Annotated in this window: 23 protein-coding genes and 1 pseudogene; 18 read left to right on the forward strand and 6 right to left on the reverse strand. The window is 62.1% G+C overall.

The genetic code is table 11. The features are described from left to right. Positions 1–66: 66 nt before the first annotated feature. A complete protein-coding gene (locus TU80_RS29810) occupies positions 67–1,437 on the forward strand; it encodes a PepSY-associated TM helix domain-containing protein (protein ID WP_046485667.1) in 1,371 nt (456 codons plus the stop codon). A 75-nt stretch (positions 1,438–1,512) separates the two neighbouring features. Here TU80_RS29810 and TU80_RS29815 read toward each other — a convergent pair whose 3' ends face one another. Continuing rightward, a complete protein-coding gene (locus tag TU80_RS29815) occupies positions 1,513–6,120 on the reverse strand; it encodes a DUF4329 domain-containing protein (RefSeq protein ID WP_057006062.1) in 4,608 nt (1,535 codons plus the stop codon). 476 nt (positions 6,121–6,596) lie between these two features. On the opposite strand from TU80_RS29815, the gene urtA reads away from it, so the two are divergent. From urtA to ureC, 12 genes and pseudogenes are all read left to right on the forward strand, one after another. Continuing rightward, positions 6,597–7,862, forward strand: a complete 1,266-nt coding sequence (gene urtA, locus TU80_RS29820) for an urea ABC transporter substrate-binding protein (RefSeq protein WP_017849694.1) — start codon at positions 6,597–6,599, stop codon at positions 7,860–7,862. Positions 7,863–8,004: 142 nt separating this feature from the next. Continuing rightward, a complete protein-coding gene (gene urtB / locus TU80_RS29825; RefSeq protein ID WP_057006063.1) occupies positions 8,005–9,507 on the forward strand; it encodes an urea ABC transporter permease subunit UrtB in 1,503 nt (500 codons plus the stop codon). Next, positions 9,507–10,586 carry an urea ABC transporter permease subunit UrtC gene (gene urtC / locus TU80_RS29830; RefSeq protein WP_057006064.1) on the forward strand — a complete coding sequence of 360 codons (1,080 nt, stop codon included), beginning with the start codon at positions 9,507–9,509 and terminating at the stop codon, positions 10,584–10,586. Before urtB ends, urtC begins: the two co-directional genes overlap by 1 nt. Then, positions 10,583–11,431, forward strand: coding sequence for an urea ABC transporter ATP-binding protein UrtD (urtD, locus tag TU80_RS29835; RefSeq protein ID WP_026140376.1), 849 nt, complete (start codon positions 10,583–10,585; stop codon positions 11,429–11,431). Before urtC ends, urtD begins: the two co-directional genes overlap by 4 nt. Before the next feature lie 24 nt (positions 11,432–11,455). Continuing rightward, positions 11,456–11,542, forward strand: a pseudogene (locus tag TU80_RS33610) (outer membrane lipoprotein carrier protein LolA); the annotation flags it as partial. 22 nt (positions 11,543–11,564) lie between these two features. Next, a complete protein-coding gene (gene urtE / locus TU80_RS29840; RefSeq protein ID WP_017849698.1) occupies positions 11,565–12,263 on the forward strand; it encodes an urea ABC transporter ATP-binding subunit UrtE in 699 nt (232 codons plus the stop codon). 30 nt (positions 12,264–12,293) lie between these two features. Further along, the gene (locus tag TU80_RS29845; RefSeq protein ID WP_057006065.1) at positions 12,294–13,133 is read left to right on the forward strand and encodes an urease accessory protein UreD; all 840 of its coding nucleotides are present in this window, start codon (positions 12,294–12,296) and stop codon (positions 13,131–13,133) included. A gap of 147 nt (positions 13,134–13,280) precedes the next feature. Further along, entirely contained in the window at positions 13,281–13,583 is a 303-nt protein-coding gene (locus tag TU80_RS29850; RefSeq protein ID WP_010213535.1) for an urease subunit gamma, read from the forward strand. 9 nt (positions 13,584–13,592) lie between these two features. Then, complete coding sequence (locus TU80_RS29855) at positions 13,593–14,105, forward strand: GNAT family N-acetyltransferase (RefSeq protein WP_046384868.1); 513 nt, start codon at positions 13,593–13,595, stop codon at positions 14,103–14,105. A 5-nt stretch (positions 14,106–14,110) separates the two neighbouring features. Beyond that, positions 14,111–14,644, forward strand: a complete 534-nt coding sequence (locus TU80_RS29860) for a GNAT family N-acetyltransferase (RefSeq protein ID WP_017849701.1) — start codon at positions 14,111–14,113, stop codon at positions 14,642–14,644. Further along, a complete protein-coding gene (locus TU80_RS29865) occupies positions 14,641–14,946 on the forward strand; it encodes an urease subunit beta (RefSeq protein ID WP_017849702.1) in 306 nt (101 codons plus the stop codon). Before TU80_RS29860 ends, TU80_RS29865 begins: the two co-directional genes overlap by 4 nt. Before the next feature lie 113 nt (positions 14,947–15,059). Beyond that, positions 15,060–16,760: an urease subunit alpha gene (gene ureC / locus TU80_RS29870; protein WP_057006066.1), complete on the forward strand. Its 1,701-nt coding sequence runs from the start codon at positions 15,060–15,062 to the stop codon at positions 16,758–16,760. A gap of 154 nt (positions 16,761–16,914) precedes the next feature. Here ureC and TU80_RS29875 read toward each other — a convergent pair whose 3' ends face one another. Then, the gene (locus TU80_RS29875) at positions 16,915–17,859 is read right to left on the reverse strand and encodes a DnaJ C-terminal domain-containing protein (RefSeq protein WP_017849704.1); all 945 of its coding nucleotides are present in this window, start codon (positions 17,857–17,859) and stop codon (positions 16,915–16,917) included. A 288-nt stretch (positions 17,860–18,147) separates the two neighbouring features. On the opposite strand from TU80_RS29875, the gene TU80_RS29880 reads away from it, so the two are divergent. Next, on the forward strand, positions 18,148–19,416 hold the full coding sequence (locus TU80_RS29880; RefSeq protein ID WP_057006067.1) for an Hsp70 family protein: 1,269 nt from the start codon (positions 18,148–18,150) through the stop codon (positions 19,414–19,416). A 140-nt stretch (positions 19,417–19,556) separates the two neighbouring features. Here TU80_RS29880 and TU80_RS29885 read toward each other — a convergent pair whose 3' ends face one another. Together TU80_RS29885 and TU80_RS29890 are read right to left on the reverse strand one after the other, a co-directional pair. After that, positions 19,557–20,570 (reverse strand): AI-2E family transporter, encoded by a 1,014-nt coding sequence (locus TU80_RS29885; RefSeq protein ID WP_046384871.1) that lies wholly within the window; start codon positions 20,568–20,570, stop codon positions 19,557–19,559. 173 nt (positions 20,571–20,743) lie between these two features. After that, positions 20,744–21,043, reverse strand: a complete 300-nt coding sequence (locus TU80_RS29890; RefSeq protein ID WP_017849707.1) for a PsiF family protein — start codon at positions 21,041–21,043, stop codon at positions 20,744–20,746. A gap of 144 nt (positions 21,044–21,187) precedes the next feature. On the opposite strand from TU80_RS29890, the gene TU80_RS29895 reads away from it, so the two are divergent. Further along, positions 21,188–22,075, forward strand: coding sequence for a DMT family transporter (locus tag TU80_RS29895; RefSeq protein WP_057006068.1), 888 nt, complete (start codon positions 21,188–21,190; stop codon positions 22,073–22,075). 112 nt (positions 22,076–22,187) lie between these two features. On the opposite strand, the gene TU80_RS29900 is transcribed toward TU80_RS29895, so the two are convergent. Next, positions 22,188–23,078 (reverse strand): esterase/lipase family protein, encoded by an 891-nt coding sequence (locus tag TU80_RS29900; protein WP_057006069.1) that lies wholly within the window; start codon positions 23,076–23,078, stop codon positions 22,188–22,190. A 176-nt stretch (positions 23,079–23,254) separates the two neighbouring features. Between TU80_RS29900 and TU80_RS29905 the strand changes: the two genes are divergently transcribed. From TU80_RS29905 to TU80_RS29915, 3 genes are all read left to right on the forward strand, one after another. Beyond that, the gene (locus tag TU80_RS29905) at positions 23,255–23,785 is read left to right on the forward strand and encodes a ferritin-like domain-containing protein (protein WP_057006070.1); all 531 of its coding nucleotides are present in this window, start codon (positions 23,255–23,257) and stop codon (positions 23,783–23,785) included. 430 nt (positions 23,786–24,215) lie between these two features. Next, complete coding sequence (locus TU80_RS29910; RefSeq protein ID WP_057006071.1) at positions 24,216–24,509, forward strand: type II toxin-antitoxin system TacA family antitoxin; 294 nt, start codon at positions 24,216–24,218, stop codon at positions 24,507–24,509. After that, positions 24,500–24,988, forward strand: a complete 489-nt coding sequence (locus tag TU80_RS29915; RefSeq protein ID WP_046487345.1) for a GNAT family N-acetyltransferase — start codon at positions 24,500–24,502, stop codon at positions 24,986–24,988. The genes TU80_RS29910 and TU80_RS29915 overlap by 10 nt, the downstream gene beginning before the upstream one ends. A 100-nt stretch (positions 24,989–25,088) precedes the next feature. Here TU80_RS29915 and TU80_RS29920 read toward each other — a convergent pair whose 3' ends face one another. Continuing rightward, positions 25,089–25,445, reverse strand: a complete 357-nt coding sequence (locus TU80_RS29920) for a hypothetical protein (RefSeq protein WP_057006072.1) — start codon at positions 25,443–25,445, stop codon at positions 25,089–25,091. Positions 25,446–25,839: the final 394 nt, after the last annotated feature.

Genomic DNA, 25,839 nt, shown 5'->3' on the forward strand with positions numbered 1-25,839 from the left:
GGGGGCTTGCCCCCGATGGCGGTGTAACTGCCCCCAAAAAAACAAAACCTTGCGGAGCCCCCCCTGATGAGCACACAAAAAATCTCCTTCTACAACCTGGCCTGGCGTTGGCACTTCTACGCCGGGCTGTTTGTCGCCCCCTTCATGGTGCTGCTGGCCCTGACCGGCATCATCTACCTGTTCAAGCCCCAGCTCGACCCGCTGATGTACGGCCACCTGCTCACCGTCCCCGCCGCCGAACGCGCACTGAGCGCCGACGAGCAACTGCAACGCGCCAAGGCCGCCTACCCCCAGGGCACGCTCAGCAAATACTTGCCACCGGCCGACGCCACCAGCAGCGCACAGTTCGTCATGCACGACGGCGGCCGCGAAATGACGGTGTTCGTCGACCCGTATCGCGGCACCGTGCTCGGCACGCAGGACGCGAAAAACAACCTGCAAGCCATCGCACGCGCCCTGCACGGCGAGTTGATGATAGGCACCGTGGGTGACCGCCTGGTCGAGCTCGCTGCCGGTTGGGGCGTGATGCTGGTGATCTCAGGCATGTACTTGTGGTGGCCACGCGGCAAGTCATCGTCCGGGGTGCTGTGGCCGCGCTTCAACACCCGTGGCCGTGTGTTCTGGCGCGACCTGCATGTCGTCACCGGTTTCTGGGGCGCGGCGTTGTTGCTGGTGATGCTGCTCAGCGGCATGGCCTGGACCGGCTTTTGGGGCAAGCAATACGCCGACCTGTGGAACCGCTTCCCGGCGGCGATGTGGAACAACGTGCCGACCTCCGATCAACAGGCGCGCGTGCTCAACACCGCGACGCAACAGACCGTGCCCTGGGCCATGGAAAACACACCGATGCCGGTGTCCGGCGACCATGCCGAACACATGAACCACGGCGCGATGCATGCCGCCCCCGCCGCGCCCACCATCAGCCTGCAACAGGTGGTCGACCTGGCCACCTCGCGCAAGGTCGAGCCCGGCTACAGCATCACCCCGCCCACCACCGCCGAGGGCGTATTCACTGTCTCGGTGTTCGCCAACGACCCGCGCAATGACGCCACCCTGCATGTGGACCAGTACACCGGCAAGGTCCTCGCCGATGTGCGCTGGGAACACTACAACGGCGTGGCGCGGGCGACCGAGACCGGCGTGATGTTGCACGAGGGCAAGATGTTCGGCTGGGTGAATCAACTGATCGTGCTGCTGATCTGCCTGATGATCCTGCTCAGTGCCGTCAGCGGCGTGGTGATCTGGTGGAAACGGCGGCCGGTGGGCGGCCTCGGAGTGCCGCCGTTGCGTCATGACCTGCCGAAGTGGAAAACCGCGATGGTGATCATGCTCGGGCTGGCGATCGCCTTCCCGTTGGTGGGCGCGTCGCTGATCGTCGTGTGGGCGCTCGATCGCCTGCTGCTGTCGCGGCTGTTTGCGCAGCCTTCGCGGGTTTGACGCCCGGGTGCCGGTCAAGTGCCGCCGGGGACCGGGCGATCCACGGCGGCCGGCTTGGTCAGCGCCGCGCCGTTGTCAGAGTTCGTCTTTGTCCCGGCCGTACAGCACGGCTTGCGGGTCCGGCTCGGCGAGTACGTCCTTGACCTGCCATTCCGCCCCCAGCGCCCCCGGTCGCGTCCAGAAGGTGTCGGTTTCCAACACACTCAACGTGCCGGCCGCGCGCAAGCCGCTGACCAGCACGCTGGGCGAAGGCGACGAGTCGACACTCAGCAGTCGCGTCTCGTCCGCCGTGAAACCCGGCACATACTTCAGGAGCGCACCGCCGCGACACGCCAGGTAGACACTCTCGGCGACCGGACGGTTACTGCGGATGATGTCCAGGTACAGGCGCAGATCATTTTTGTCGGCAAAATTGTCCAGCAACCGCTGATCCAGCGACGATAGATTCAGGCCCAAAGGGATGACTTTGTAAAACGCCTGGAGCGCTTTGATGGTGTAGAAGAACAGCGGGTGATCGGGGGTGATATCAAAGCCGAGATGACCGAACCAGAACAGCTGTGAAATCGTGTCCACCAACCACGCACGGTGATCCTCCACCGGCTCAAGCGCCACGAGCCCCCGCGCCTTTGGCGGCGCCAGCACGGCGCCGAGGTATTCGCGGCCCTTGAAACCGCCCAGTTGTTTTTCGGCCCAGCGCGCGGCGTCGTCGGCATGACCGAACAGCGGCCCGCAAAAGGACAGGAAGTGTGGGTTGTCCTGGGCGGGCCAGGGCGCGGCCTTGGGTTGCCACTGCGCGGTGACGCTTTGTTCCTTGCCCCACACCGTGCTCCTGACACGCACATACAAGTCGCCCTTGGTCGCGAGCCCGCGCACGTAGTCGGCGACGCTGGAGGCGCCTTCGAGCAACTGCGGTCCGAGCGTTCGGGCCTCGCTGCTCAGCGCTTGCCGCTCGTGCCTTCGCAAGGAATACCTCAGCAGCGCGCCGTCGGCGCACAGCAGGTAGAGCGGCAGGGCACCGTTGCCGGCCAGGTTGCTGAGAAAATTGACCGCGCCGGCCAGTACCTGGGGCGAGAAAAAACTCAGCGCCATGTCATCGCTCGCCGGCGCAATCGCCACGGTGGAGGCGCACAGATACAAGCCATCCAGCGTATACCCCTGGGGCAACAGGCCATCGACGAAGACCTGTTCGAAACGCGTGTAATCGGCGCGCACCAACGGCAAGGTCGTCATGTACAGGTTTTTCCGCGCATCCTTGAGTACATAACCGAACTGCACCTGTGCCTGGGGCGACGACACTCGCTGCACATGACGCACGGCGTCGTAAGCCTGGGTAAAGAGCGGACCGCACGGCGCATCGGCAAACACCTGCTTGATCGCCAGCGCCGCGACCTCGGCCAAGTCCGGCACGAACGGCCCGCTCAACCGTCGCGGGTGGCCCCACAGGCGGTTGCCGTTGACCACCCGCAGATCGCCGGCCTTCGCCACCTGCGTGACGAAGTCGACCGGGAGCAGCGCTCCGCTGCGCAGTTGCCGTTCGACTTCATTGTCGGCCACATCCCCCCTGACCAGGTTCAACGGCGCCAACGTCAGCTTGAGCGCCTCCTCCTCCGCCGACCCCGTCAGTTGATAACGCAGGATGCCCCCCTCGGGGCCAAACACATATTCGCGCTTGATGTGGACTTCACGGAACAGCAGGTTCGACAGCACGCTCGTGGGCAACATGCTCTGGTAGACCGCCTTTTGCGTGGCCGACAACAGTATCTGTGTCTCTTGCTTGAGCACCGAGCGGTAACGCGCGACGATGATACTTCCCGGCGGGTACAGCCCTTGCGCGATCGCCGGGTCGGGATAAATCCAGTTCAGCGCAAAGCCCTGGGGCGGCACCACCAGCGGATCAGTCGCGACGAACACACCATCGGGCAGCCTGAGCAGGACGCCGCCATAGGTGCGACGCCGGCCCTCACCGACAATGCCCGCGGCATACCGTGCCGCATCGTCCGGGTTGGCAAACGCGGGCCCCACGCGACGGCGGGTCAGGTGTTCGTAACCCGTCCAGGTGCGCGACACCCGCCCTTGCTGGTCCCAGCATTGGCTGGTACGCACCACGTAGAGCTCGCCGCTGTTGGCCCACTCCCTGACAAAGGTCTGCGTCGTCTTTTCACCGGAGGCCAATGCGCTGGCGGCCTGTTCAAAGGCACTTTCCACCGGCCCGCCGCCGCCCACGCGAAATGGCAGCGCGACGAATCTCAACAGGGCTCCCTCCTGCGTTGAAAAGTACACCGGCAGGTTTCTACCGCCGTTGTACTTCACCCCTCTGCGCTGGCTCTCGTACAGCGCCTCGTACAACACCATCGGCATCACAAAATAGCGGGTCAGCCAGGCACTGGATGGCGACAGCCCGGTCGGTTGCCATAGCTGCGAACGAAACAGCCCGCAGAGCGAAAACCCAGCGGGAAACCGATAGTCATTGTCTTCTGTCGGCGCAAACACGCTGTTGAGATTGAACAGCTTGACCCGTTCATTGACGCCCACCACCTCGGTGGCCAGGTACAACGCCTTGTCCCGGTGCTTGAGGATAAACGCAAAGTACGCCTGCTCCGGCAGGTTGCGCCCATGGACCCGCGCATGCAGATCGCGGGCGGCTTCGTCTGCCGTGCCGAACAGCGCGCCATAGGTCACATAGTCGGGAGCGCCGGTTCTGGGCGCGTACTCGAAAGAGGGCGTCCAGTCTTTGTAGATCGGCGAACGCGGGCCCCATAACACATTGCCTTGGATCACCCGCAAGTCACCCGCCTCAGCCAACCGGGTGACCCACAGCGCGGGTTTGAACAGACCGCTGTCCAAACGTTTTTGCAGCACGCTGCCGGCCGGTTGCGGCGCAGCGCCGGCAGACACCAATGCCTCATGCGTGGAGCCGCTCGGGGTGTACGCCAGCAGGCAGTCCTCGGCAGCCGACATATACGCCGGGCGCCCCGACTGGATCACATCGTAGATTTGGGCGGTGCCAAAAATCTGCAGGTTGATGAGGGCGTCTTCGCGCGTCCAGTTGCGCTGATTGACCCAGCCGGGGTCGACCATCGACAGCGCCGGGTGGGAGCCGTAGCGGCCGTGAATCGCGTAAGCCTCGGGAGGGATCAACGGACCGGGTAGCTCCGTCGGAAAAAACAGCCTGAGGGCAAACGGGTTGGCGTCGCTGGCCAGGGGCTGGGTGATAAAGAAGCGGCCTTCTTTGTCCTTGAGTACATAGCCGCCGTAGGTTCGCTCACGTCGTGAGCCGATCTGCTCGTGGGCATACACCGCTGCGTCGTGGGCAGAAATAAAGGGCGGGCTCAATACCGCCGGATAGAAACCGTTCAACACCGCCGAACGGTTGTCCAGCGGGCCGACGACACGCCAGAGCAAGCCGGCCTGGACCACTGACACCGACGTCGCGGCAATCACCCGGCGCACATAGTCACGCGGGCTGAGGCTGCCGGCCTTCAGCGCGGCCTGGGCGCCATTGTCACCGAGCACGCCATCGTCGCCGGTGTTGACCAGCGCGCCGGCATCACTGGGCGCTGGCACCTTGAGTTCAAGCAGTGCGTCATCCGAGGTTTCGATGTAAAGGCGCAAACCTCGGCTTTTGTTCTGTATGTCCCGGGTCGCTTCTGACTGCACGATGGCCGCCACCAGCTCCGCAGGGGTCGGGAATGTGGCATACAACCAGGACTCGTTTTCGGGGATGTCCGTTGGCGTGGCTTTAGAGCGGTAGTAGAGGGCTTCGAGCCGAAAGTTGGAGGGCAGCTTCAGTTTGCCGGAGGCTTGCTCGGGGAAGAGCCCGGCGGCAGAGAACAATGCCCTGGGCGCGAGCTCGGGGTAGGTCGCGATGTAACTTTCGCTTTGGGTGTGTTTCAGTACAAACCCGAAGGCATACTCGCCAGCCGCCGACGCCGACAGGGCTAGGGCCGCCATCACGGCCAATTCAGGCTGTGCGAATACCTGGGTGAAAAATGGCTGCTCCTGGGTCACTTGCGTCACGGCGGCATTGACTCTCCAGCCCCGCTTCATCTGCCCACGCACGCCTCCCCATTGACGGTTGGGCACCACTACCCGCAGGTCGCCGGCATCGGCGGTCATCCAGATCAATGACTCCCGATCCGCAGAAGCCGGGAACGGCTCCTCGCCGAGAAGGCGCTTTCTCAGCAGGACCTCCGCCGCCGAACCCGAGGTTGTGTACTTAAGCAGCGAGCCCTCGGGGCCGCACAAATAATGAGCGCGCACCGAGCTGCGGTGCTCAATGATAAAACTCAGGTCCGCAGGCGAAAAAAAACTGATCATCATCGAAGCATGATCATCGCTAATCCCGGGGTTTCTCGCTTTCACCTGCTCCAGGTTCGGCGGGTGAGAATGGTAAAGCGCCTCGCAACTGTAGCCGTTGGGCGCGATGAAGTTGTCGTCGGCATCCGTGGCCAGCAAGATCCGATGATCGAAGGTCAACTGCTGGTCAGCGATTGGCGTCGTGGCGAAGTAGCGGTTGCCTTGTTTAAGAATGGCACCCCCGTATTCCTTGTCGGCCACCGAGTAGTCGATCCGCTCATAAGCCCAACGGGCGGCATCGTCGGCCGACATAAACAACGGGCTGAGCGCCGGAAGGACCGGTATATGTCCAGGGGTTTGTTGCGGCAGTTCCGTAAAGTCATTCATGTTTCACCTCATCGAAGAAAGCGTGCGTCCTGGCAAATAATCGCCGTGACGCACCCCTTCAAAGATGGAGTACACCGCTCGTTCAGAGACGGTAGATAGGTATGACTTATTTAGGTCCTGTACGAAAAGTACTGTCACAAACACCCAATCGCACACGCCAGTGAGGCCATTACTGCATCGCGTTTCGCGAGCATGTCAAAGCGCGCATCGATGCAGTGGCTCTCCCGTGTATTGAATGCAAAGCGCGAATCCCGGAAGACCCAGACAGCAGCGTGGCACCGCATCTCCATGCCCTCTTTCGGGGCTCCCGCCTGCACGACCCTGCGACCGCGAGCCAAAGCGGTGCACCAGGCTTGCCCGCGACACCCAGCGTGACGATTTAAGTGGAGGTTTCGGGCCTTAGGCACAGGCCTTGCTATGCACTCTTCAGCTTCCAACTCTGCCACTAAAAAAATCAAATCCCCGGAGATCGCACCATGAAGCGTCGTAGTTTGCTCAAGGCTTTCACCCTATCGGCATCGATTGTCGCCATGGGCATGACCTGGACTGTGCAGGCCGCCGAGACCATCAAGGTCGGCATCCTGCATTCGTTGTCCGGCACCATGGCCATCTCCGAAACCTCGCTCAAAGACATGGCGCTGATGACCATCGACGAGATCAACGCCAAGGGCGGTGTGAACGGCAAGATGCTGGAACCGGTGGTGGTAGACCCGGCGTCGAACTGGCCGCTGTTCGCGGAAAAAAGCCGGCAGTTGCTGACCCAGGACAAGGTCGCCGTGGTGTTCGGCTGCTGGACCTCGGTGTCGCGCAAATCGGTGTTGCCGGTGTTCGAAGAACTCAACGGCCTGCTGTTCTACCCAGTGCAATACGAAGGCGAAGAGATGTCGCCGAACGTGTTCTATACCGGTGCAGCGCCAAACCAGCAGGCGATCCCGGCGGTGGAATACCTGATGAGCGAAGAAGGCGGCAGCGCCAAGCGCTTCTTCCTGCTGGGCACCGACTACGTGTACCCGCGCACCACCAACAAGATCCTGCGTTCGTTCCTGCATTCCAAAGGCGTCGCGGATAAAGACATCGAAGAGGTCTACACCCCGTTCGGCCACGCCGATTACCAGACCATCGTCGCCAACATCAAGAAATTCTCGGCGGGCGGCAAGACCGCGGTGATCTCCACCGTGAACGGCGACTCCAATGTGCCGTTCTACAAAGAGCTGGCCAACCAGGGCCTCAAAGCCACCGACGTACCGGTGGTGGCGTTCTCGGTGGGCGAAGAAGAACTGCGCGGCATCGACACCAAGCCGCTGGTGGGCAACCTCGCCGCCTGGAACTACTTCCAGTCGGTAGAGAACCCGGTGAACACCAAATTCGTCGCCGACTGGAAAGCCTACGCCAAGAAACACAACCTGCCGGGCGCGGACAAAGCCGTGACCAACGACCCGATGGAAGCCACCTACGTGGGCATTCATATGTGGGCGCAGGCGGCGGAGAAGGCCAAGTCCACCGACGTCGACAAAGTGCGTGAAGCCCTCGCCGGCCAGACCTTCGCCGCGCCGTCGGGTTTCACCCTGACCATGGACAAGACCAACCACCACCTGCACAAGCCGGTAATGATCGGTGAGATCCAGGCCGACGGGCAGTTCTCGGTGGTGTGGCAGACCCAGGAACCGATCCGCGCACAGCCATGGAGCCCGTACATTCCTGGCAATGACAAAAAACCTGATTACGCCGTGAAAAGTAACTAAGCCCCGCCACGGACCCATGTGGGAGGGGGCTTGCCCCCGATAGCGGTGGATCAGTCAGTACATGCATTGCCTGACCCAGCGCTATCGGGAGCAAGCTCCCTCCCACATAAAGCCGACCCGTGCATGCTCAGGACATTTTGTTATGCCCACTGCCCTCTACCGCTTGATCCTCACGGCCTTGCTGTTGCTGCCTGTTGCCGCACACGCCGGCGACGCCGAAGACTTCCTCGCCGCCAACCCGACGCAACAAGCCAAACTGCTGCAGGACTGGGCCGCCCAGCCCGACCCGGCGCGCATCGAGCTGGTGGACGCGCTGCAACAAGGCCAACTGACGGTCAACGGTGAAACCAAGACCGTGCGCCTGAACAACCGCCTGCGCGGTCTGATCGACAACGTACAGGCCAGCCTGCAACTGCTCGCCGCCGACCCCAAGGTACGCCTGGCCGCCGCGCAGACCCTGCAAAAAACCGCACAACCGGCGCAGCTCAAATTCCTCGACCAGCGTGTCGCCGCCGAAACCGTCGAAGACGTCCACACCGCCCTCAGCCTGGCCCTGGCCAACCTGCAACTGGTGGACAGCGACCCGCTGGTGCGTTTGGCCGCCGTGCGTCTGCTCGGCAGCACCGGCGACCCGTTGGCGCGCACACGCCTGGAAACCCTGCTCGCCCCCGGCGTGGAAAACGATGCCGCCGTGCATACCGCCGCCGAGACCAGCCTGGCCCAGGTCAAGCGCAAACTGATGCTGGGCGAGCTGCTCGGCCAGGCCTTCAGCGGCATGTCCCTGGGCTCGATCCTGCTGCTCGCGGCCCTGGGCCTGGCGATCACGTTCGGCCTGCTGGGCGTGATCAACATGGCCCACGGCGAGATGCTGATGCTCGGCGCTTATTCCACCTATGTGGTGCAGTTGCTGATGCAGCGCTACGTGCCGCACGCCATCGAGTTCTACCCGCTGATCGCACTGCCGGTGGCGTTTTTCGTCACCGCCGCCATCGGCATGGCCCTGGAGCGCACGGTGATTCGTCACCTGTACGGCCGCCCCCTGGAAACCCTGCTCGCCACCTGGGGCATCAGCCTGATGCTGATCCAACTGGTGCGCCTGGTGTTCGGCGCGCAGAACGTCGAAGTGGCCAACCCCGCGTGGCTGTCCGGCGGCATTCAAGTGCTGCCCAACCTGGTGTTGCCGTACAACCGCATCGTGATCATCGCCTTCGCCCTGTGCGTGGTGGTGCTGACGTGGCTGCTGCTCAACAAGACGCGCCTGGGCCTCAACGTGCGCGCCGTCACCCAGAACCGCAACATGGCCGCCTGCTGCGGCGTGCCCACCGGGCGCGTGGACATGCTCGCCTTTGGCCTGGGCTCCGGCATCGCCGGGCTGGGCGGTGTGGCGCTGAGCCAGATCGGCAACGTCGGCCCCGACCTGGGCCAGAGCTACATCATCGATTCCTTCCTGGTCGTGGTGCTCGGCGGTGTCGGCCAATTGGCCGGTAGCGTGATGGCCGCGTTCGGCCTGGGGATCGCCAACAAGATCCTCGAACCGCAGATCGGCGCCGTGCTCGGCAAGATCCTGATCCTTGCGCTGATCATTCTGTTTATCCAGAAACGCCCGCAAGGCCTCTTCGCACTGAAAGGACGGGTGATCGACTGATGAACCAGCCATTGATGCTCACGGCCACACAAAAGGCCGGCCCCAAGCTGACGATTGCCGTCGGCGCGGTGATCCTGATCCTGCTGCTGGCCCTGCCGCTGTGCTCGCTGTTGTCGCCGGACAATCCGCTGCACGTCTCGGCCTACACGCTGACGCTGGTGGGCAAGATCCTCTGCTACGCCATCGTCGCCCTCGCGCTCGACCTGGTGTGGGGTTACGCCGGGATGCTGTCCCTCGGCCACGGCCTGTTCTTCGCCCTCGGCGGTTATGCCATGGGCATGTACCTGATGCGCCAGGCCTCCGGCGACGAGTTGCCGGCGTTCATGACCTTTTTGTCGTGGACCGAATTGCCCTGGTACTGGGTCGGCACCGAGCACTTCCTCTGGGCGCTGTGCCTGGTGGTGCTGGCGCCGGGGTTGCTGGCGCTGGTGTTCGGCTTCTTCGCCTTCCGCTCGCGGATCAAGGGCGTGTATTTCTCGATCATGACCCAGGCGCTGACCTTCGCCGGGATGCTGTTGTTCTTTCGCAACGAGACCGGCTTCGGCGGCAATAACGGCTTCACCAACTTCCGCAGCATCCTCGGCTTCGGCATCACCGAACCGGGCACGCGCGCGGTGTTGTTTGCCGCCACCGTGCTGTTGCTGGTGAGCAGCCTGTACATCGGCTGGCGCCTGGCCCGCAGCAAGTTCGGCCGGGTGTTGACCGCCTTGCGCGATGCCGAGAACCGCCTGATGTTCTGCGGCTACGACCCGCGCGGTTTCAAGCTGTTCGTGTGGGTATTGAGCGCAGTGCTGTGCGGCCTGGCGGGGGCGTTGTACGTGCCGCAGGTGGGCATCATCAACCCCAGCGAAATGTCGCCGACCAATTCCATCGAAGCCGCCGTGTGGGTGGCCCTGGGTGGGCGCGGCACCTTGATCGGGCCGCTGCTCGGCGCCGGGGTGGTCAACGGCATGAAGAGCTGGTTCACCGTGGCGTTCCCGGAGTACTGGCTGTTCTTCCTGGGGGCGTTGTTCATCATCGTCACCCTGTATTTGCCCAAGGGTGTGATCGGCCTGTTGAAGAAACGGGGTGAACAATGAGAGTGACTGCGACGGCGGAATTTATGCTCGAACCTATTCTCGACACCGGCAACGGCCGCGATGCGATCGGCATCGGCCAGGCCGCCGGCACGGGCCTCAATACGCGCCACGGCACGATCCTGACCCTGGAAGACATCAGCGTCAGCTTCGACGGTTTCAAGGCACTCAACGCCTTGAACCTCTACATCGGCGTCGGCGAACTGCGCTGCATCATCGGCCCCAACGGCGCCGGCAAAACCACGCTGATGGACGTGATCACCGGCAAGACCCGGCCCAGCCACGGCAACGCCTGGTTCGGCGAAACCCTCGACCTGACCGCGATGAGCGAAGTGCAGATCGCCCAGGCCGGCATTGGCCGCAAGTTCCAGAAACCCACGGTGTTCGAAGCCTTGAGCGTGTTCGAAAACCTGGAGCTGGCGCAGAAGACCGACAAGTCGGTGTGGGCCAGCCTGCGCGCACGCCTGAGCGGGGAACAGAAGGACCGCATCGATGAAGTGCTCGACACCATCCGCCTCACCGCCTCGGTGCATCGCCCGGCTGGCCTGCTGTCCCACGGCCAGAAACAGTTCCTGGAAATCGGCATGCTGCTGATGCAAGACCCGCAACTGTTGCTGCTCGACGAACCGGTGGCGGGCATGACCGACGCCGAAACCGAATTCACCGCCGAACTGTTCAAGCGCCTGGCGGGCAAGCACTCGCTGATGGTGGTGGAGCACGACATGGGTTTTGTCGGTTCGATTGCCGACCATGTGACCGTGTTGCACCAGGGCAGCGTGCTGGCCGAAGGGTCGCTGGAACAGGTGCAGGAAAACGAGCGCGTGATCGAGGTATACCTCGGGCGCTGAGTTCGCTTTTTTGTAGGAGCGAGCTTGCTCGCGAAAATCGTTAACGATAACGCGGGCAGCCTGAATGCACGCGGCGCCCTCAGGTTTTTCGCGAGCAAGCTCGCTCCTACAGGGAATAGAGGAGGTTTTGAGAATGCTGCAAGTCGACAAGTTGCACCAGTATTACGGCGGTAGCCACATCCTGCGCGGGCTTTCATTCGAGGTGCAGGTCGGCGAAGTCACCTGCCTGCTCGGCCGTAACGGCGTGGGCAAGACCACCCTGCTCAAGTGCCTGATGGGCCTGTTGCCCGCCAAAGAGGGCGCGGTGAACTGGGAAGGCAAGGCCATCACCGGTTTCAAGCCACACCAGCGCGTTCACGCCGGGATCGCCTACGTGCCCCAGGGCCGCGAGATTTTCGGGCGGCTGACCGTGGAAGAAAACCTGCTGATGGGCCTGTCGCGCTTTCCCGGCGCCGAGGCCAGGGAAGTGCCGGGGTTTATCTACGAACTGTTCCCGGTGCTGCTGCAAATGAAGCACCGCCGCGGGGGCGATTTGTCCGGCGGCCAGCAACAGCAACTGGCGATCGGCCGCGCCCTGGCCAGCCGGCCGCGCCTGTTGATTCTCGATGAGCCGACCGAAGGTATCCAGCCGTCGGTGATCAAGGAGATCGCGGCGGTGATCAAAAAGCTTGCGGCCCGTGGCGACATGGCGATCCTGTTGGTGGAGCAGTTCTACGACTTTGCCGCCGAACTGGCCGACCAGTACCTGGTGATGTCACGCGGGGAAATCGTCCAGCAAGGCCGCGGCGAAAATATGGAACGCGACGGTGTGCGCGGTCTCGTAACCATCTAATCTGTAGCGTCCTAACGATAAGCACACGCCATGAACCTGCCCGTTTCCACTGCCCTGTTCACCCCCAGCTGGCACGCCGAGCTGGAGCTCGGCTACGCGCGTTTCGGCGCCACCACGCGCCCGGTGATGCGCCGCCACCTCGGCCCGCTGCGCGTGCAGAAACACCTGTACGCCGAAGGCCCCGAGGTGTGCCAGCACATCATCGTGCATCCGCCCGGTGGCATTGCCGGCGGCGACCGCCTGGACATCCGCGCCCACGTCGCCGCGGGCGCCTGGGCGCAATTGACCAGCCCTGGCGCGGCCAAGTGGTACCGCGCCAGCGGCCCGGCGTTTCAGCAACTGGAGCTGAGCGTCGAGGCCGGCGCCACCCTGGAATGGCTGCCTCAGGAAACCATCGTGTTCAGCGCCGCCCAGGCCGAACTCAGCACACGCATCGCGCTGCACGGCGATGCGCGGCTGTTGTACTGGGACGTGGTCGCCCTCGGCCGCCCGGCCAGCGGCGAGCGCTTCGACCTCGGGCACTTTCAATCGCACCTGGATATCCGCCGCGACGGCCAGTTGCTCTGGCACGAACGCCAGCGCATTGTGGGCGACGATGGCTTGCTCGACTCACCGATCGGCCTGGACGGACAACCGGTATTCGCCACCCTGTTGCTGACCGGTGATATCGAGCCTGAATTACTCGAACACTGCCGCTCGCTGCCCCATGCGGTGCGCGGCGACCTGACCCAACTGCCCGGCTTGCTGGTCGCCCGCTGCCTGGCCAGCGAGGCGCTGCTGGCGCGGGGCTGGTTGATTGCTTTATGGCGGCTGTTGCGCCCGGCGGTGCTGGGCCGAGAGGCCGTGGCACCGCGAATCTGGAGCACATGAAGATCAACATGTGGGAGGGGGCTTGCCCCCGATGGCGGTGGGTCAGTTACAGATGCATTGCCTGACACTCTGCTATCGGGGGCAAGCCCCCTCCCACACTTGATCTCCATTGTATTTAAGAATGCATTTTATGAAGGACCTTGAACCATGGACCTGACCCCACGGGAAAAAGACAAACTGCTGATCTTCACCGCAGGCTTAGTTGCCGAACGGCGCCTGGCGCGCGGCGTGAAGCTCAACTACCCGGAAACCATCGCCTACATCTCCGCCGCGCTGATGGAAGGCGCCCGCGACGGCCGTACCGTGGCCGACCTGATGCACTTTGGCACCACCCTGCTCAGCCGCGAGCAGGTGATGGAGGGCATCCCGGAGATGATCCCGGATATCCAGGTGGAAGCCACCTTCCCCGATGGCACCAAACTGGTGACCGTCCACCAACCCATCGCGTGAGGCCCAGCCATGATTCGTGATGCAACCGAGCAAGACCTGCCAGCGATCCGCGACATCTACAACGACGCGGTGCTGAACACCACGGCGATCTGGAACGAACAGCCGGTGGATCTGGCTAACCGCCTGGCCTGGTTCACTGCGCGCCAGGCGCAGCGCTACCCGATCCTGGTCGCGGTGGAAAACCACGAAGTGACGGGCTACGCCTCGTTCGGCGACTGGCGCCCCTTCGAGGGTTTTCGCTACAGCGTCGAGCACTCGGTGTACGTGCGCAACGATCAGCGCGGCAAAGGCCTCGGCCCACGCCTGATGCAAACCCTGATCGAACGCGCGCGCGCCGGCGGTAAACACGTGATGGTCGCCGCCATTGAAAGCGGCAACCAGGCCTCGCTCCGCCTGCATGAGCGCCTGGGTTTCAGCACCACCGGGCAGATGCCGCAAGTGGGCATCAAATTCGGCCGCTGGCTCGACCTGACCTTTATGCAACTGACCTTGAATCCGGGCGCCGAACCGCCCCAGGAGTGAGATCGATGAACGCCGCGCAACTGCGTCGAGTCAATGCTGAAAGTTTTGCCCACTATCGCCAGGGCTTGATCGAGCTGTTGCTGGATGCGGTCAGGCACGGCGCGTCGATCGGCTTCATGGCCGACTTCGATGAGGCCCAGGCCCGCGCGTATTTGCACGGCGTGCAAGCGAGCATCGAAGACGCCAGCCTGTTGCTGTGGGTGGTGGTGCGCGACGAGCGGGTGATCGCCAGCGTGCAACTGGCGCTGTGCCAGAAAGCCAACGGTCTGAACCGCGCCGAAGTGCAAAAACTGCTGGTCCACAGCAGCGCCCGCCGCCACGGCCTGGGCCACCAGTTGATGCACGCCCTGGAACTCGCCGCGCGCCAACACAAGCGCGGCCTGCTGTACCTGGACACCGAAGCCGGCTCCGAGGCCGAAGCCTTCTACCAGGCGCTGCGCTACACCAAGGTCGGTGAACTGCCCGATTACTGCCAAAGCCCGGACGGGCGCTACAGCCCGACCGCCATCTACTACAAGACCCTGGGGCAACCTGCATGATTCCTGGTGAATTTCAGATCCAGCCTGGCGACATCGAACTCAACGTCGGCCGCCGCACCGTCAGCCTGAGCGTGGCCAACAGCGGCGACCGGCCGATCCAGGTGGGCTCGCACTATCACTTTTTCGAGACCAATGACGCGCTGACCTTCGACCGCGCATTGAGCCGCGGCATGCGCCTGAATATCCCGGCGGGCACCGCGGTGCGCTTCGAGCCGGGGCAGAGCCGTGAGGTCGAGTTGGTCGACTTCGGCGGTGGGCGGCGGGTGTTCGGGTTTGCCGGGCGGATCATGGGCGATCTTTAGGGCCTCATCGGGGGCAAGCCCCCTCCCACAGTTGGAACGCATTCCCATGTGGGAGGGGGCTTGCCCCCGATAGCTGACTCACATTCAACATAAATTTTTCAGGGCAACCACACATGAAAATCAGCCGCCAAGCCTACGCCGACATGTACGGCCCCACCGTCGGCGACAAGGTCCGCCTGGCCGACACCGAGTTGTTCGTCGAAGTGGAGCAGGACTTCACCGTCTATGGCGAAGAGGTCAAATTCGGCGGCGGCAAGGTCATCCGCGATGGCCAGGGCCAGAGCCAATTGCTCGCCCATGAAGTGGTCGACACGTTGATCACCAACGCGCTGATCATCGACCACTGGGGCATCGTCAAGGCCGACGTCGGCCTCAAGAACGGCCGCATCCACGCCATCGGCAAGGCCGGCAACCCGGATATCCAGCCCGGCGTGACCATGGCCATCGGCGCCAGCACCGAAGTGATCGCCGGTGAAGGCATGATCCTCACCGCCGGCGGCATCGACAGCCACGTGCATTTCATCTGCCCGCAGCAGATCGAAGAAGCGCTGACCAGCGGCGTCACCACCCTGATCGGCGGCGGCACCGGCCCGGCCACCGGCACAAACGCGACCACCTGCACCTCCGGCCCGTGGCACCTGGCGCGCATGCTGCAGGCCAGCGACTCGTTCCCGATGAACATCGGTTTCACCGGCAAGGGCAACGCCAGCCTGCCGGAGCCGTTGATCGAACAGGTCAAGGCCGGCGCCATCGGTTTGAAGCTGCATGAAGACTGGGGCACCACGCCCGCGAGCATCGACAACTGCCTGAACGTCGCCGACCAATACGACGTGCAGGTGGCGATCCACAGCGACACCCTCAACGAGTCCGGCTTCGTCGAAACCACGCTGGCCGCGCTCAAGGGCCGCACCATCCACACCTACCACACCGAAGGCGCCGGCGGCGGCCACGCACCGGACATCATCAAGGCCTGCGGCTTCCCCAACGTGCTGCCCAGCTCGACCAACCCAACGCGGCCGTTCACGCGCAACACCATCGACGAGCACCTGGACATGTTGATGGTCTGCCATCACCTCGACCCGAGCATCGCCGAAGACGTGGCCTTCGCCGAAAGCCGCATCCGCCGCGAAACCATCGCCGCCGAAGACATCCTGCACGACCTCGGCGCGTTCTCGATGATCAGCTCCGACAGCCAGGCCATGGGCCGCGTCGGCGAAGTGATCACGCGCACCTGGCAAACCGCCGACAAGATGAAAAAACAGCGCGGCGCCCTGCCCGGCGACGGCCCCGGCAACGACAACTTCCGGGCCAAACGCTACATCGCCAAGTACACCATCAACCCGGCGATCACCCATGGCATCAGCCATATCGTCGGTTCCATCGAAGTCGGCAAATGGGCTGATCTGGTGCTGTGGCGGCCGGCGTTCTTTGGCATCAAGCCGACGCTGATCCTCAAGGGCGGCGCGATTGCCTCAAGCCTGATGGGCGACGCCAACGCCTCGATTCCCACGCCGCAGCCGGTCCACTACCGGCCGATGTTCGCCAGCTTCGGCAGCGCCCTGCACGCCACCAGCCTGACCTTTATCAGCCAGGCCGCCGCGGACGCCGGCTTGCCGCAAGCCTTGGGCCTGAAGAAGCAGATCGCAGTGGTCAAGGGCTGCCGCGACGTGCAGAAAACCGACCTGATCCACAACGACTACCTGCCGCACATCGAGGTGGACCCGCAGACCTATCAGGTCAAGGCCGACGGCGTGTTGCTGTGGTGTGAGCCGGCGGATGTGCTGCCGATGGCGCAGCGCTACTTTCTGTTCTGACGCGCCCTACGCCACGCTGGCGCGGCGCCCCATCGCCGGGAGGGAGTGGGGCTTGAGCGTGGGCCATGAATAGCGCCTCATTGTAAAAATGAGCAGCTTATTCATGGCCCCCACGGGCCTGGGCCGAACTCTGCAAGACAGTCGCCCGGGAGGGTCAGGCGTTCCAGCCTTTGCGCGGATCGAAGGCGGCGCTGTCGGCCAGCGCCTTCCACAACCCGAGCACCTCCTCGGTGGCTTCTTTGGGCATCACCACTTTGAGCTGGATGAACAGGTAACCGCGCTGGCCACTCTTGTTCAGCAGGCCATGGCCCTTGGCGCGCATGCGCTGGCCGTTCTGGCTGCCAGCCGGGACCTTGAGGTTGATCTTGCCGGTCAGGGTCGGCACCGCGACTTCGGTGCCCAACGCCAGCTCCCACGGTGCCACCGGTACGGTGATCACCAGGTTTTCGCCTTCGACCTCGAACTTGGGGTGCGGCGCAAACTTGACGATCAGGTACAGATCACCATTGGCCCCGCCGCCAACGCCCGGCGCGCCCTGGCCCTTGAGGCGGATGCGCTCGCCGTCGGTCACCCCGGCAGGGATCTTCACGTTCAGGCTCTTGGTGGTGTTGCTGACATGCCGGCCCGAGGCGTCGTATTGCGGCACCTGGAAGCTGATCTGCTTGGACTCGGTCGACAGCGTCTCCTCAAGAAACACCGACAGTTGCATCTCCACATCCTGGCCCTTGCGCCCGGTACTGCGGCGCTGACCGCCGCCGAACGCATCGCCGCGCCCGCCGAAGATCGAACTGAAGAAGTCCGAGAAGTCGCCCGTGTCCTGGCCGCCGCCATAGCCGCCACGGCTCTGCCAGCCCGGTGGGCCCTGGAACGGCTGGCCGTGCTGGCCGTATTTGCGCAACTCGTCGTACTCGGCACGCTTGTCGGCACTTTTCAGCGCTTCATAGGCTTCGGACGCGTCCTTGAACTTGGCTTCGGCGTCTTTTTCCTTGCTCACGTCCGGGTGATATTTGCGCGCCAGCTTGCGATAGGCGGCCTTGATCGCCTTGTCGTCCGCTGTCGGCTCCACGCCAAGGATCTTGTAATAGTCTTTAAAGTCCATCTGGGGGGTCACCCTCCGTCATCGATATCGCACAGCCAAGGGCACAGCATGCGCCGGTTTGCAGCGTTTGGATTGACTGAACTCAATCCCAAGCCGATGGATGCGTCTGAGTAGTTTATCGGCACCGCACGAATAACCTTGCAGCCGCCGACCGTATGCTGGACAAGTTGGGGGCAAACCCCGCTCTTTCAAGGCGCGCCGCCGGCTATTTAACAGATCGTCGGCCTACGCATCTGCACGCGGGTGGCATACACTGCGCGGCCGTTTTTCAACCGGAACCCGATAGACATGAAAAACCCATCCCCAGCCCGTGCCTGCGGCATCGACTTCGGCACGTCCAACTCCACCGTCGGCTGGATTCGCCCCGGCATGGAAACGCTTATCGCGCTGGAGGACGACAAAATCACCTTGCCGTCGGTGGTGTTCTTCAACTTCGAGGAGCGCCGCCCGGTCTACGGTCGCCTGGCGCTGCACGAATACCTGGAGAACTACGAAGGCCGGCTGATGCGCTCGCTCAAGAGCCTGCTGGGTTCCAAGCTGATCAAGCACGACACCAGCGTGCTGGGCACCGCGATGCCGTTCACCGACTTGCTCGCGCTGTTTATCGGCCAACTCAAGAGCCGCGCCGAAGCCACCGCCGGCCGCGAGTTCGAAGAAGTGGTGCTGGGTCGCCCGGTGTTTTTCGTCGATGACGACCCGATGGCCGACCAGGAAGCCGAGAACACCTTGGTCGACGTGGCGCGCAAGATCGGCTTCAAGGACATCTCGTTCCAGTACGAACCGATTGCCGCGGCCTTCGACTACGAGTCCACCATCGAAAAAGAAGAGCTGGTGCTGATTGTCGACATCGGCGGCGGTACCTCGGACTTCTCGCTGGTGCGCCTGTCGCCGGACCGTCGCCACAACGACAACCGCCACGACGACATCCTCGCCACCGGCGGCGTACACATCGGCGGTACCGACTTCGACAAACAACTTTCGCTGGCCGGCATGATGCCGCTGTTCGGCTACGGCAGCCGCATGAAAAGCGGCGCGTACATGCCCACCAGCCATCACATGAACCTGGCCACCTGGCACACCATCAACTCGGTGTACTCGCAAAAATCCCAGTTGGCCCTGGGCAGCATGCGCTACGACATCGAAGACACCGGCGGCATCGACCGCCTGTTCAAGCTGATCGAACAGCGGGCCGGGCACTGGTTGGCGATGGAAGTCGAAGAAACCAAGATCCAGCTGACCCACGAAGACAGCCGTCATGTGCTGCTCGACCGGGTTGAGCCGGGCTTGAGCGTAGACCTGAGCCGCACGTTGTTCGAGTCGGCCATCGACGGGCTGCTGGAGCGCGTGCGCAACAGCGTCACCCAATTGCTCACCGACGCGTCGGTGGATGTGGCGCAGGTGGACACGGTGTTCTTTACCGGCGGTTCCAGCGGCATTCCGGCGCTGCGCCACAGCATCTCGGCGATGCTGCCGAATGCGCGGCATGTGGAAGGGAATATCTTCGGCAGTATCGGCAGCGGGTTGGCGATCGAGGCCAGCAAGCGTTACGGCAGCTGATACCGTCGCACTGCCCCCCTGTAGGAGCGAGCTCGCTCGCGAAGGACACCAACGATAACGCGGGCTGTCTGACGGCGCGCGGTGCTCTTGGGTTTTTCGCGAGCAAGCTCGCTCCTACAGCAGAGCAGTGTCCTCCCTCCTCAGACCATCCCGCCGAGCTTCAGCTCACTCTTCAGGTACGCATAGTAAATCGGCCCCGCCACCACCCCCGGCAGGCCGAACGCGGCTTCGAATACCAGCATCGCCAGCAACAATTCCCACGACTTGGCACTGATCTGCCCGCCGACGATGCGCGCATTGAGGAAGTACTCGACCTTGTGGATCACGATCAAATACCCCAGCGCCGCCACCGCGACCCAGATCGACAGCGACAGCGCGACGATGGTGATCAGGGTGTTGGACATCAGGTTGCCGATCACCGGCAGCAGGCCGAGCAGGAAGGTCAGCACGATCAGGGTCTTGGTCAGCGGCAGGTGAATCCCGCACAGCGGCAGCACCACGGCGAGGAACACGGCGGTAAACACGGTGTTGAGGGCGGCGATCTTGATTTGTGCGAAGACGATGTTGCGAAACGCCTGGACCAACAGGTGCAGACGATCGAACAGCGCGGCAGCCAGGGGTTTGCGCTTGGTCAGGTCGGGGATGCGCTGCAGCGCCATGATCGCGCCGAGCACCATGCCGATCAGCAGGGTGACGAACATGTGGGCGGCATCTTTGCCCACCAATTGCAGATCGCTGAGGTGTTTGCTGATCCAGTCGCCGATGGCCACCCGGAATTCGGCGGCGCTGGCGGGCAGGTAAGCGTCGAGGAACGGCGGCAACTGGCCGCGCGCGCGGTCGACCACGCCCATGAATTTGTCGAGGGAGGCCCCGGGGTTTTCCGCTTCGTGGAGCAGGAAGCTGATCGCGCCGGCAAAGATCAGGGTCAACACGCTGACGATCAGGGTGCCGAGCAAGGCCACGGCCAGCCAGCGCGCACGCCGACCTTCGATCAGCCGTTGCAGTTGAGGGGTAAGCATGTTGACCAGTTCAAATACCAACAGCCCGGCCAGCAGGCTGGGCAGCAACTTCAGCGGCAGAACCAGCAGTAATCCGCCGAAAATGATGATGTAACTGGCCAGCAATAACACGTGACGCTGAGAAAACGTTGGCATACAGCCTCAAAACGAACGGCGTTAAAGGATGGGCAGTCTGCCAGCCTTGAGGGAATCAAGCGAGTGGATCGGTAGTCAATGCGATCAAGCGTGGGAGCGGGCTGGCCCTTCAGGTAGACCGGGGGGCCCAGCCAGCCGCCCACATTTGATCTTCAGCGAGCGCGAACGCGCGATCAGCCTTTGAGACAGGTGCTCATGAACGTCTTGCGCGCATCGCCGGTCAGCGCCTTGGTTTTCGCCGACGCATTGCAATCTTTCATCTTCTGCTGCTGCGGGGTCAGCGTCTTCGCATCATTGGCGGCGGGCGCCGACAGGCAGGTTTTCATGAACGCTTTGCGCTCGTCGCCTTTGAGCGTCTTGGTGGTGGCCTCGGCATTGCAGGTGGTCATTTTATTTTGCTGGGCGGTAGCGGCAAAGCCTTGGGAACACAGCAGCAGGCCCATCATCAACAACGGAATTCGCAGCATCTTCATGGAGTTTTCTCCCTGTTACCGCGCCGGAGGGCGCGGCCTACGGAGGAGTGTAGCCAAACCTTGTAACATCTTCACCGACTACGGATGTTCGCCCGTCGGTACTGCGCCATACTCCCGTCTCACCAACACCTTGGGTTGTTTTCAATGCAATACGCGTATCCCCTGCTGGCCATTTTCATCTGGGCCGGCAACACCGTGGTCAACAAACTGGCCGTGGGTTCGATCTTCCCCGCTGAAATCGGCTTCTACCGCTGGTTGCTCGCGGCGCTGCTGTTTACCCCGTTCATGCTCAAGCCGGTGATTGCCCAGTGGCCGATCATCCGCCCGAACCTGGGCAAGATTTTTATCCTCGGCGTGCTGGGCATGGCGGTGTATCAAAGCCTGGCCTATTACGCCGCGTCGCTGACCAGCGCCACCAACATGGGCATCATCCTGTCGCTGATGCCATTGATGGCGTTGACGGCGGCGATCATCAGCCTCGGCCAACGCCTGACCTTCGGCGCGCTGAGCGGCGCGGTGCTGTCGTTCGCTGGCGTGGCGGTGGTGGTGTCGTCCGGTAGCCTGGGCACGCTGCTGCAACACGGGGTCAACCTGGGCGACGCGATGATGCTGGTCGCCACCCTGGCCTACGCGGTCTACAGTACCCTGCTGAAAAAATGGCAGCTGCGCCTGCCGCCGTTGGTGTTGCTGTATCTGCAGGTGCTGGTGGCCGTGGTGGTGCTGTTTCCGCTGTTTCTGTACTCGGCAAAAGCCGGGTTGGGCTGGGCGAATATTCCGTTGGTGCTGTACGCCTGCCTGTTGGCCTCGATGCTCGCACCATTGGCCTGGATGCACTCGGTGAAAACCCTGGGGCCGAGCCGCACCACGTTGTTTTTCAACCTGCTGCCGCTGATTACCGCGCTGATCGCGGCGCTGGTATTGAAGGAAGCGTTGGCGCTGTATCACCTGGTGGGCGGGCTGCTGACGTTGGGCGGGGTGATTTTGTCGGAGCGCTGGACTACGCCAGTCGGGCGTAAGCTGGGCGTTGCCTGAGCTATCGCTATCGGGGGCAAGCCCCCTCCCACAGTGGACCGCGTTCGCCCTGGCGCCTCGGTCAACTGTGGGAGGGGGCTTGCCCCCGATGAACGAAAACGCGGTGCATCTGCTACACCCCAGCCGCCTTGAGCCTCTGCGCATGCTCGACGAACAAGCGTATCGGCTCCGCGCCTTTGCCCACCAGCCCCAGCGACTGGTTGACGATATCGAAATGGTCGAGGGCGTAGTCATCGCCGATCACCGTCCCCAGGTGTGAGCTGTAGCGCCCGACCATGCCATCGCACTGGCCTTTCTCGCGCACGAAGCTGCGGGCGAACAAGCGGCAACTGCGATTCGTGCCATCGAGCAGGTTGCGCCCGCGATCGGTCTTACCCGGCTGCAAGGTGCCGGACCATGAGTAATAGCGCACGCCATTGACCTCTGCGGCGCCCTGCCCGCCCCATGTCGGCGGCAATCCCTGGGGATACTCACGATTGAACACCGCCACGCCGGCGCTGGTCAGCGACTGGTGCGAGGCATGCAGGTCGGCCTTGAAGCGCGGGCCTCGGTAGCCGGTCTCCAGCAGGCTCATGACGGCGGCGACCAGATGAAACAGCGCGCTGACCATCCGGCCTTTGACGCTGCCCCGGGGGTAATGGGTGTGGAAATAATCCGCCAGCTCCGAACCGTGGTTGGGGCCGGCCACCGACGTCACCGAGGCGATCCACTGCGGACATTTGGCCGCGGCATAGCGCGCAGTGAGCGAACCCTGGCTGTGGCCGATCAGGTTGACCTTGTCGGCACCGGTTTCGCGGCGAATCCGCTCGACTTGCGCGAGCAACTGCTCGCCACGCACCTCGCTGGAATCGAGCGGCGCCACCTGCACCGCAAACACCTGCGCCCCGCCGGCCCGCAACGCCGGGACGATGCCGTACCAGTAAGGAAACAATCCCAGGCGCACAAACCCCAGCATGCCCGGCACCAGCACCAAGGGGTAACGCGTGGCTAACGACTGCGACATGAAGCGAACGTCCTTGATCAAGAAAGGATGAGCGCAGGCTAACCCAATCCGGCGACGGGCTGATGACATCTGCCGGCAAATCCAATAAAACTTTTTGCCCCGCCCACGACTCACAACTTGGAACGATCACGCCGACAGAGCGTGGCGTAAAACCGGATTAGCCCCAGGAGGTTGAGATGACTGCAGCAAACCTGACTGACGTTGCGACCCTGCGCCAACGCGCCCGCCAGAACGTCGAAAACGGCGCCGTGACCGAAGGCTACAACGCCGACCGCGAAGAGATCATTCGCCTGCTCAATGCCTCGCTGGCCACCGAACTGGTCTGCGTGCTGCGCTACAAGCGTCACTACTTCATGGCCAGCGGCGTGAAGGCGCAGATCGCCGCTGCAGAATTCCTCGAACATGCGACCCAGGAAGCCGAACACGCCGACAAACTCGCCGAACGTATCGTGCAGTTGGGCGGCGAGCCGGAATTCAACCCGGACCTGCTATCGAAGAACGCCCATGCGCAATACGTGGCCGGCAACAATTTGAAGGAAATGGTCTACGAAGACCTCGTCGCCGAGCGGATTGCGGTCGACAGCTACCGTGGAATCATCCAGTACATCGGTGACAAAGACCCGACCACCCGCCGCCTGTTCGAAGAAATCCTGGCTCAGGAAGAAGAGCATGCGGATGACATGGCGGACATTCTCGAAAGTCTGTAAATGACTGCGCGTCTAAAAAGGGGGAAGCGGATTAGACCGCTTCCCCTTTTGACCGTCAGTTCGTCAGAAACCATGACAGGGCCATCCCCGCGAGCAGGTAGGGAACGACTATTCCTGACATCAGCGTCCCTCCTTCAGCAGCATCGTCGCGTATTCCTGAGCGGGAGTGATGGGACTGACACACGTATAGCTATAAGATACACGCGTGTAGACATTAGCTATACGGCGCGGTAGCATGCTCCCTGAGGCCACCATCATGGCCTCAACTATCAAACGTTAGATCTCCCAAACGACAGATCACATTAAGCGAATCACTGAGACATCTCAAAGGTATCCCCCCCATGCAAAACACTAAGCAGAAGTTTGACGCACTAACGCGATAAGGAGGCCTCCACGCAAAAACGTAACCATTCCAAGGTGGGACAGAAACATGACTGCAATCATTGAAAGCGTTGAAAAATCCAAGCCCGTTCCAATCAACATGAGAGCGGACGAAAAAAAACGGAACCTGATCGATTTGGCAGCGGCAATGTCCGGTCGCGATCGAACCAGCTTTATCTTGGAGGCTGCTTGTCAAAAAGCAGAAGAGGTCATCCTGGAAAAGCGCCTGTTCCTTCTCGACGACGTTGCATTTGACGCATTTGAACAGGCCATGGACGCCAACCCGATCCGAGGTAACAAGTGCCTACAACAACTTCTAGAAAGACCCAAACGGTGGAGCTAAAAGCCCCAGAAAGGCTGAACGATGAACACTCCCTGGATCAGTTCGATTCGGGTGAACAGTCGATCAACGATTACCTGCACAGGCAGGCGCGTAAGGCTCAAGCGGCCAAACAGGCCGTTGTTTACGTCGTCTGTCGCAAGGACACCGCTATCGTCATGGGTTACTACACCCTGTCGAGCGGTTCCATCGCACGCGAGAGCGTCGTTCCGAAAAGCCATCAACGCAACTCACCTAGCGTGCATCCAGTGACACTGCTGGGGCGCATGGGGATTACTCAAGAAGCTCAAGGCCAGGGTTATGCCATCGACCTGCTGCAGGATGCAGTTGAACGGGCAATCAGCGCCTCCAATACGATTGGGTCGAGCGCAATGATTGTTCACCCGCTGAACGAACGCCTGTCGAGTTTCTATACCAAGTACGCAGGATTTATACCGTGTCCGGGACTTTCGCCGATTACGTTGATGTTGCCGCTTCGGTAGCCCCGTCCGACGTAACGCCAAACCCGCTATAGCTCTCGCGATAGCGGGTTATTGTGGGGGGCAGGTTAGCCAACTTCCTCTTTTTTTCCTGATATGACCGTCAGGTAGTCAGTAGCCATGACAGGGCCATTCCAGTGATGGAAAACAGTGTGAGCAGGAAGGGCATGACCATCCAGAGTTTGAGTCTTATGGGAATAGCTTTCACATCTTCAACGAGTACTAAACGTCTCCATTGAAAAGCCGCGGGCATAAGAATAACAAGGGCGACAGCGAAGAGTCTCTTCATCCTCCCCTCAAACAATCCGGCTTTGAACATGTGCTTGAACATCACTATAAATGTGCTGAACCGCAAATAGCTCTCGGCCTCTTCCAGCTTTGTATACATAGAATAAAAAGATATAGGGAAACTCAGCATCATAATAACCCCCGAGACTATCCCCATGGACTCAAGCGTCATTGCCCACTCCCTGAAACTTTGTAAAGGAGGGAGCCTATTTGCTCACCGGTGTGGCTACCTAAAGCGCCCACGGCTACGCCCTTTATGGCGATAAACACATAAGGCTCCTGCATCGCGTCCACCTCCAAGTGACTGTGACCGCCGACTATAAGAAGGCGCCGCAGGAGGTATAAGGGGAATCAGGGGCGGATTTACTGTTTCAGAAATGAACTACGCAAGACCAAGAGCACACTTACAGCACTGACATAAAAAAGGCGCCCCTAGGGGCTAATGCCAGTCAGTTAAGCTGACTGGCATTTTTATTTCTGATCGGATACTTCGGTGATTTCAGCCGAATCGCCCGAGGATAAACGCGCTCCTCACGTCGATGCGGCAGCACGTAGTGCGGCGCTGA

The organism is Pseudomonas veronii (genome assembly GCF_001439695.1).
GTDB classification, from domain to species: domain Bacteria; phylum Pseudomonadota; class Gammaproteobacteria; order Pseudomonadales; family Pseudomonadaceae; genus Aquipseudomonas; species Aquipseudomonas veronii.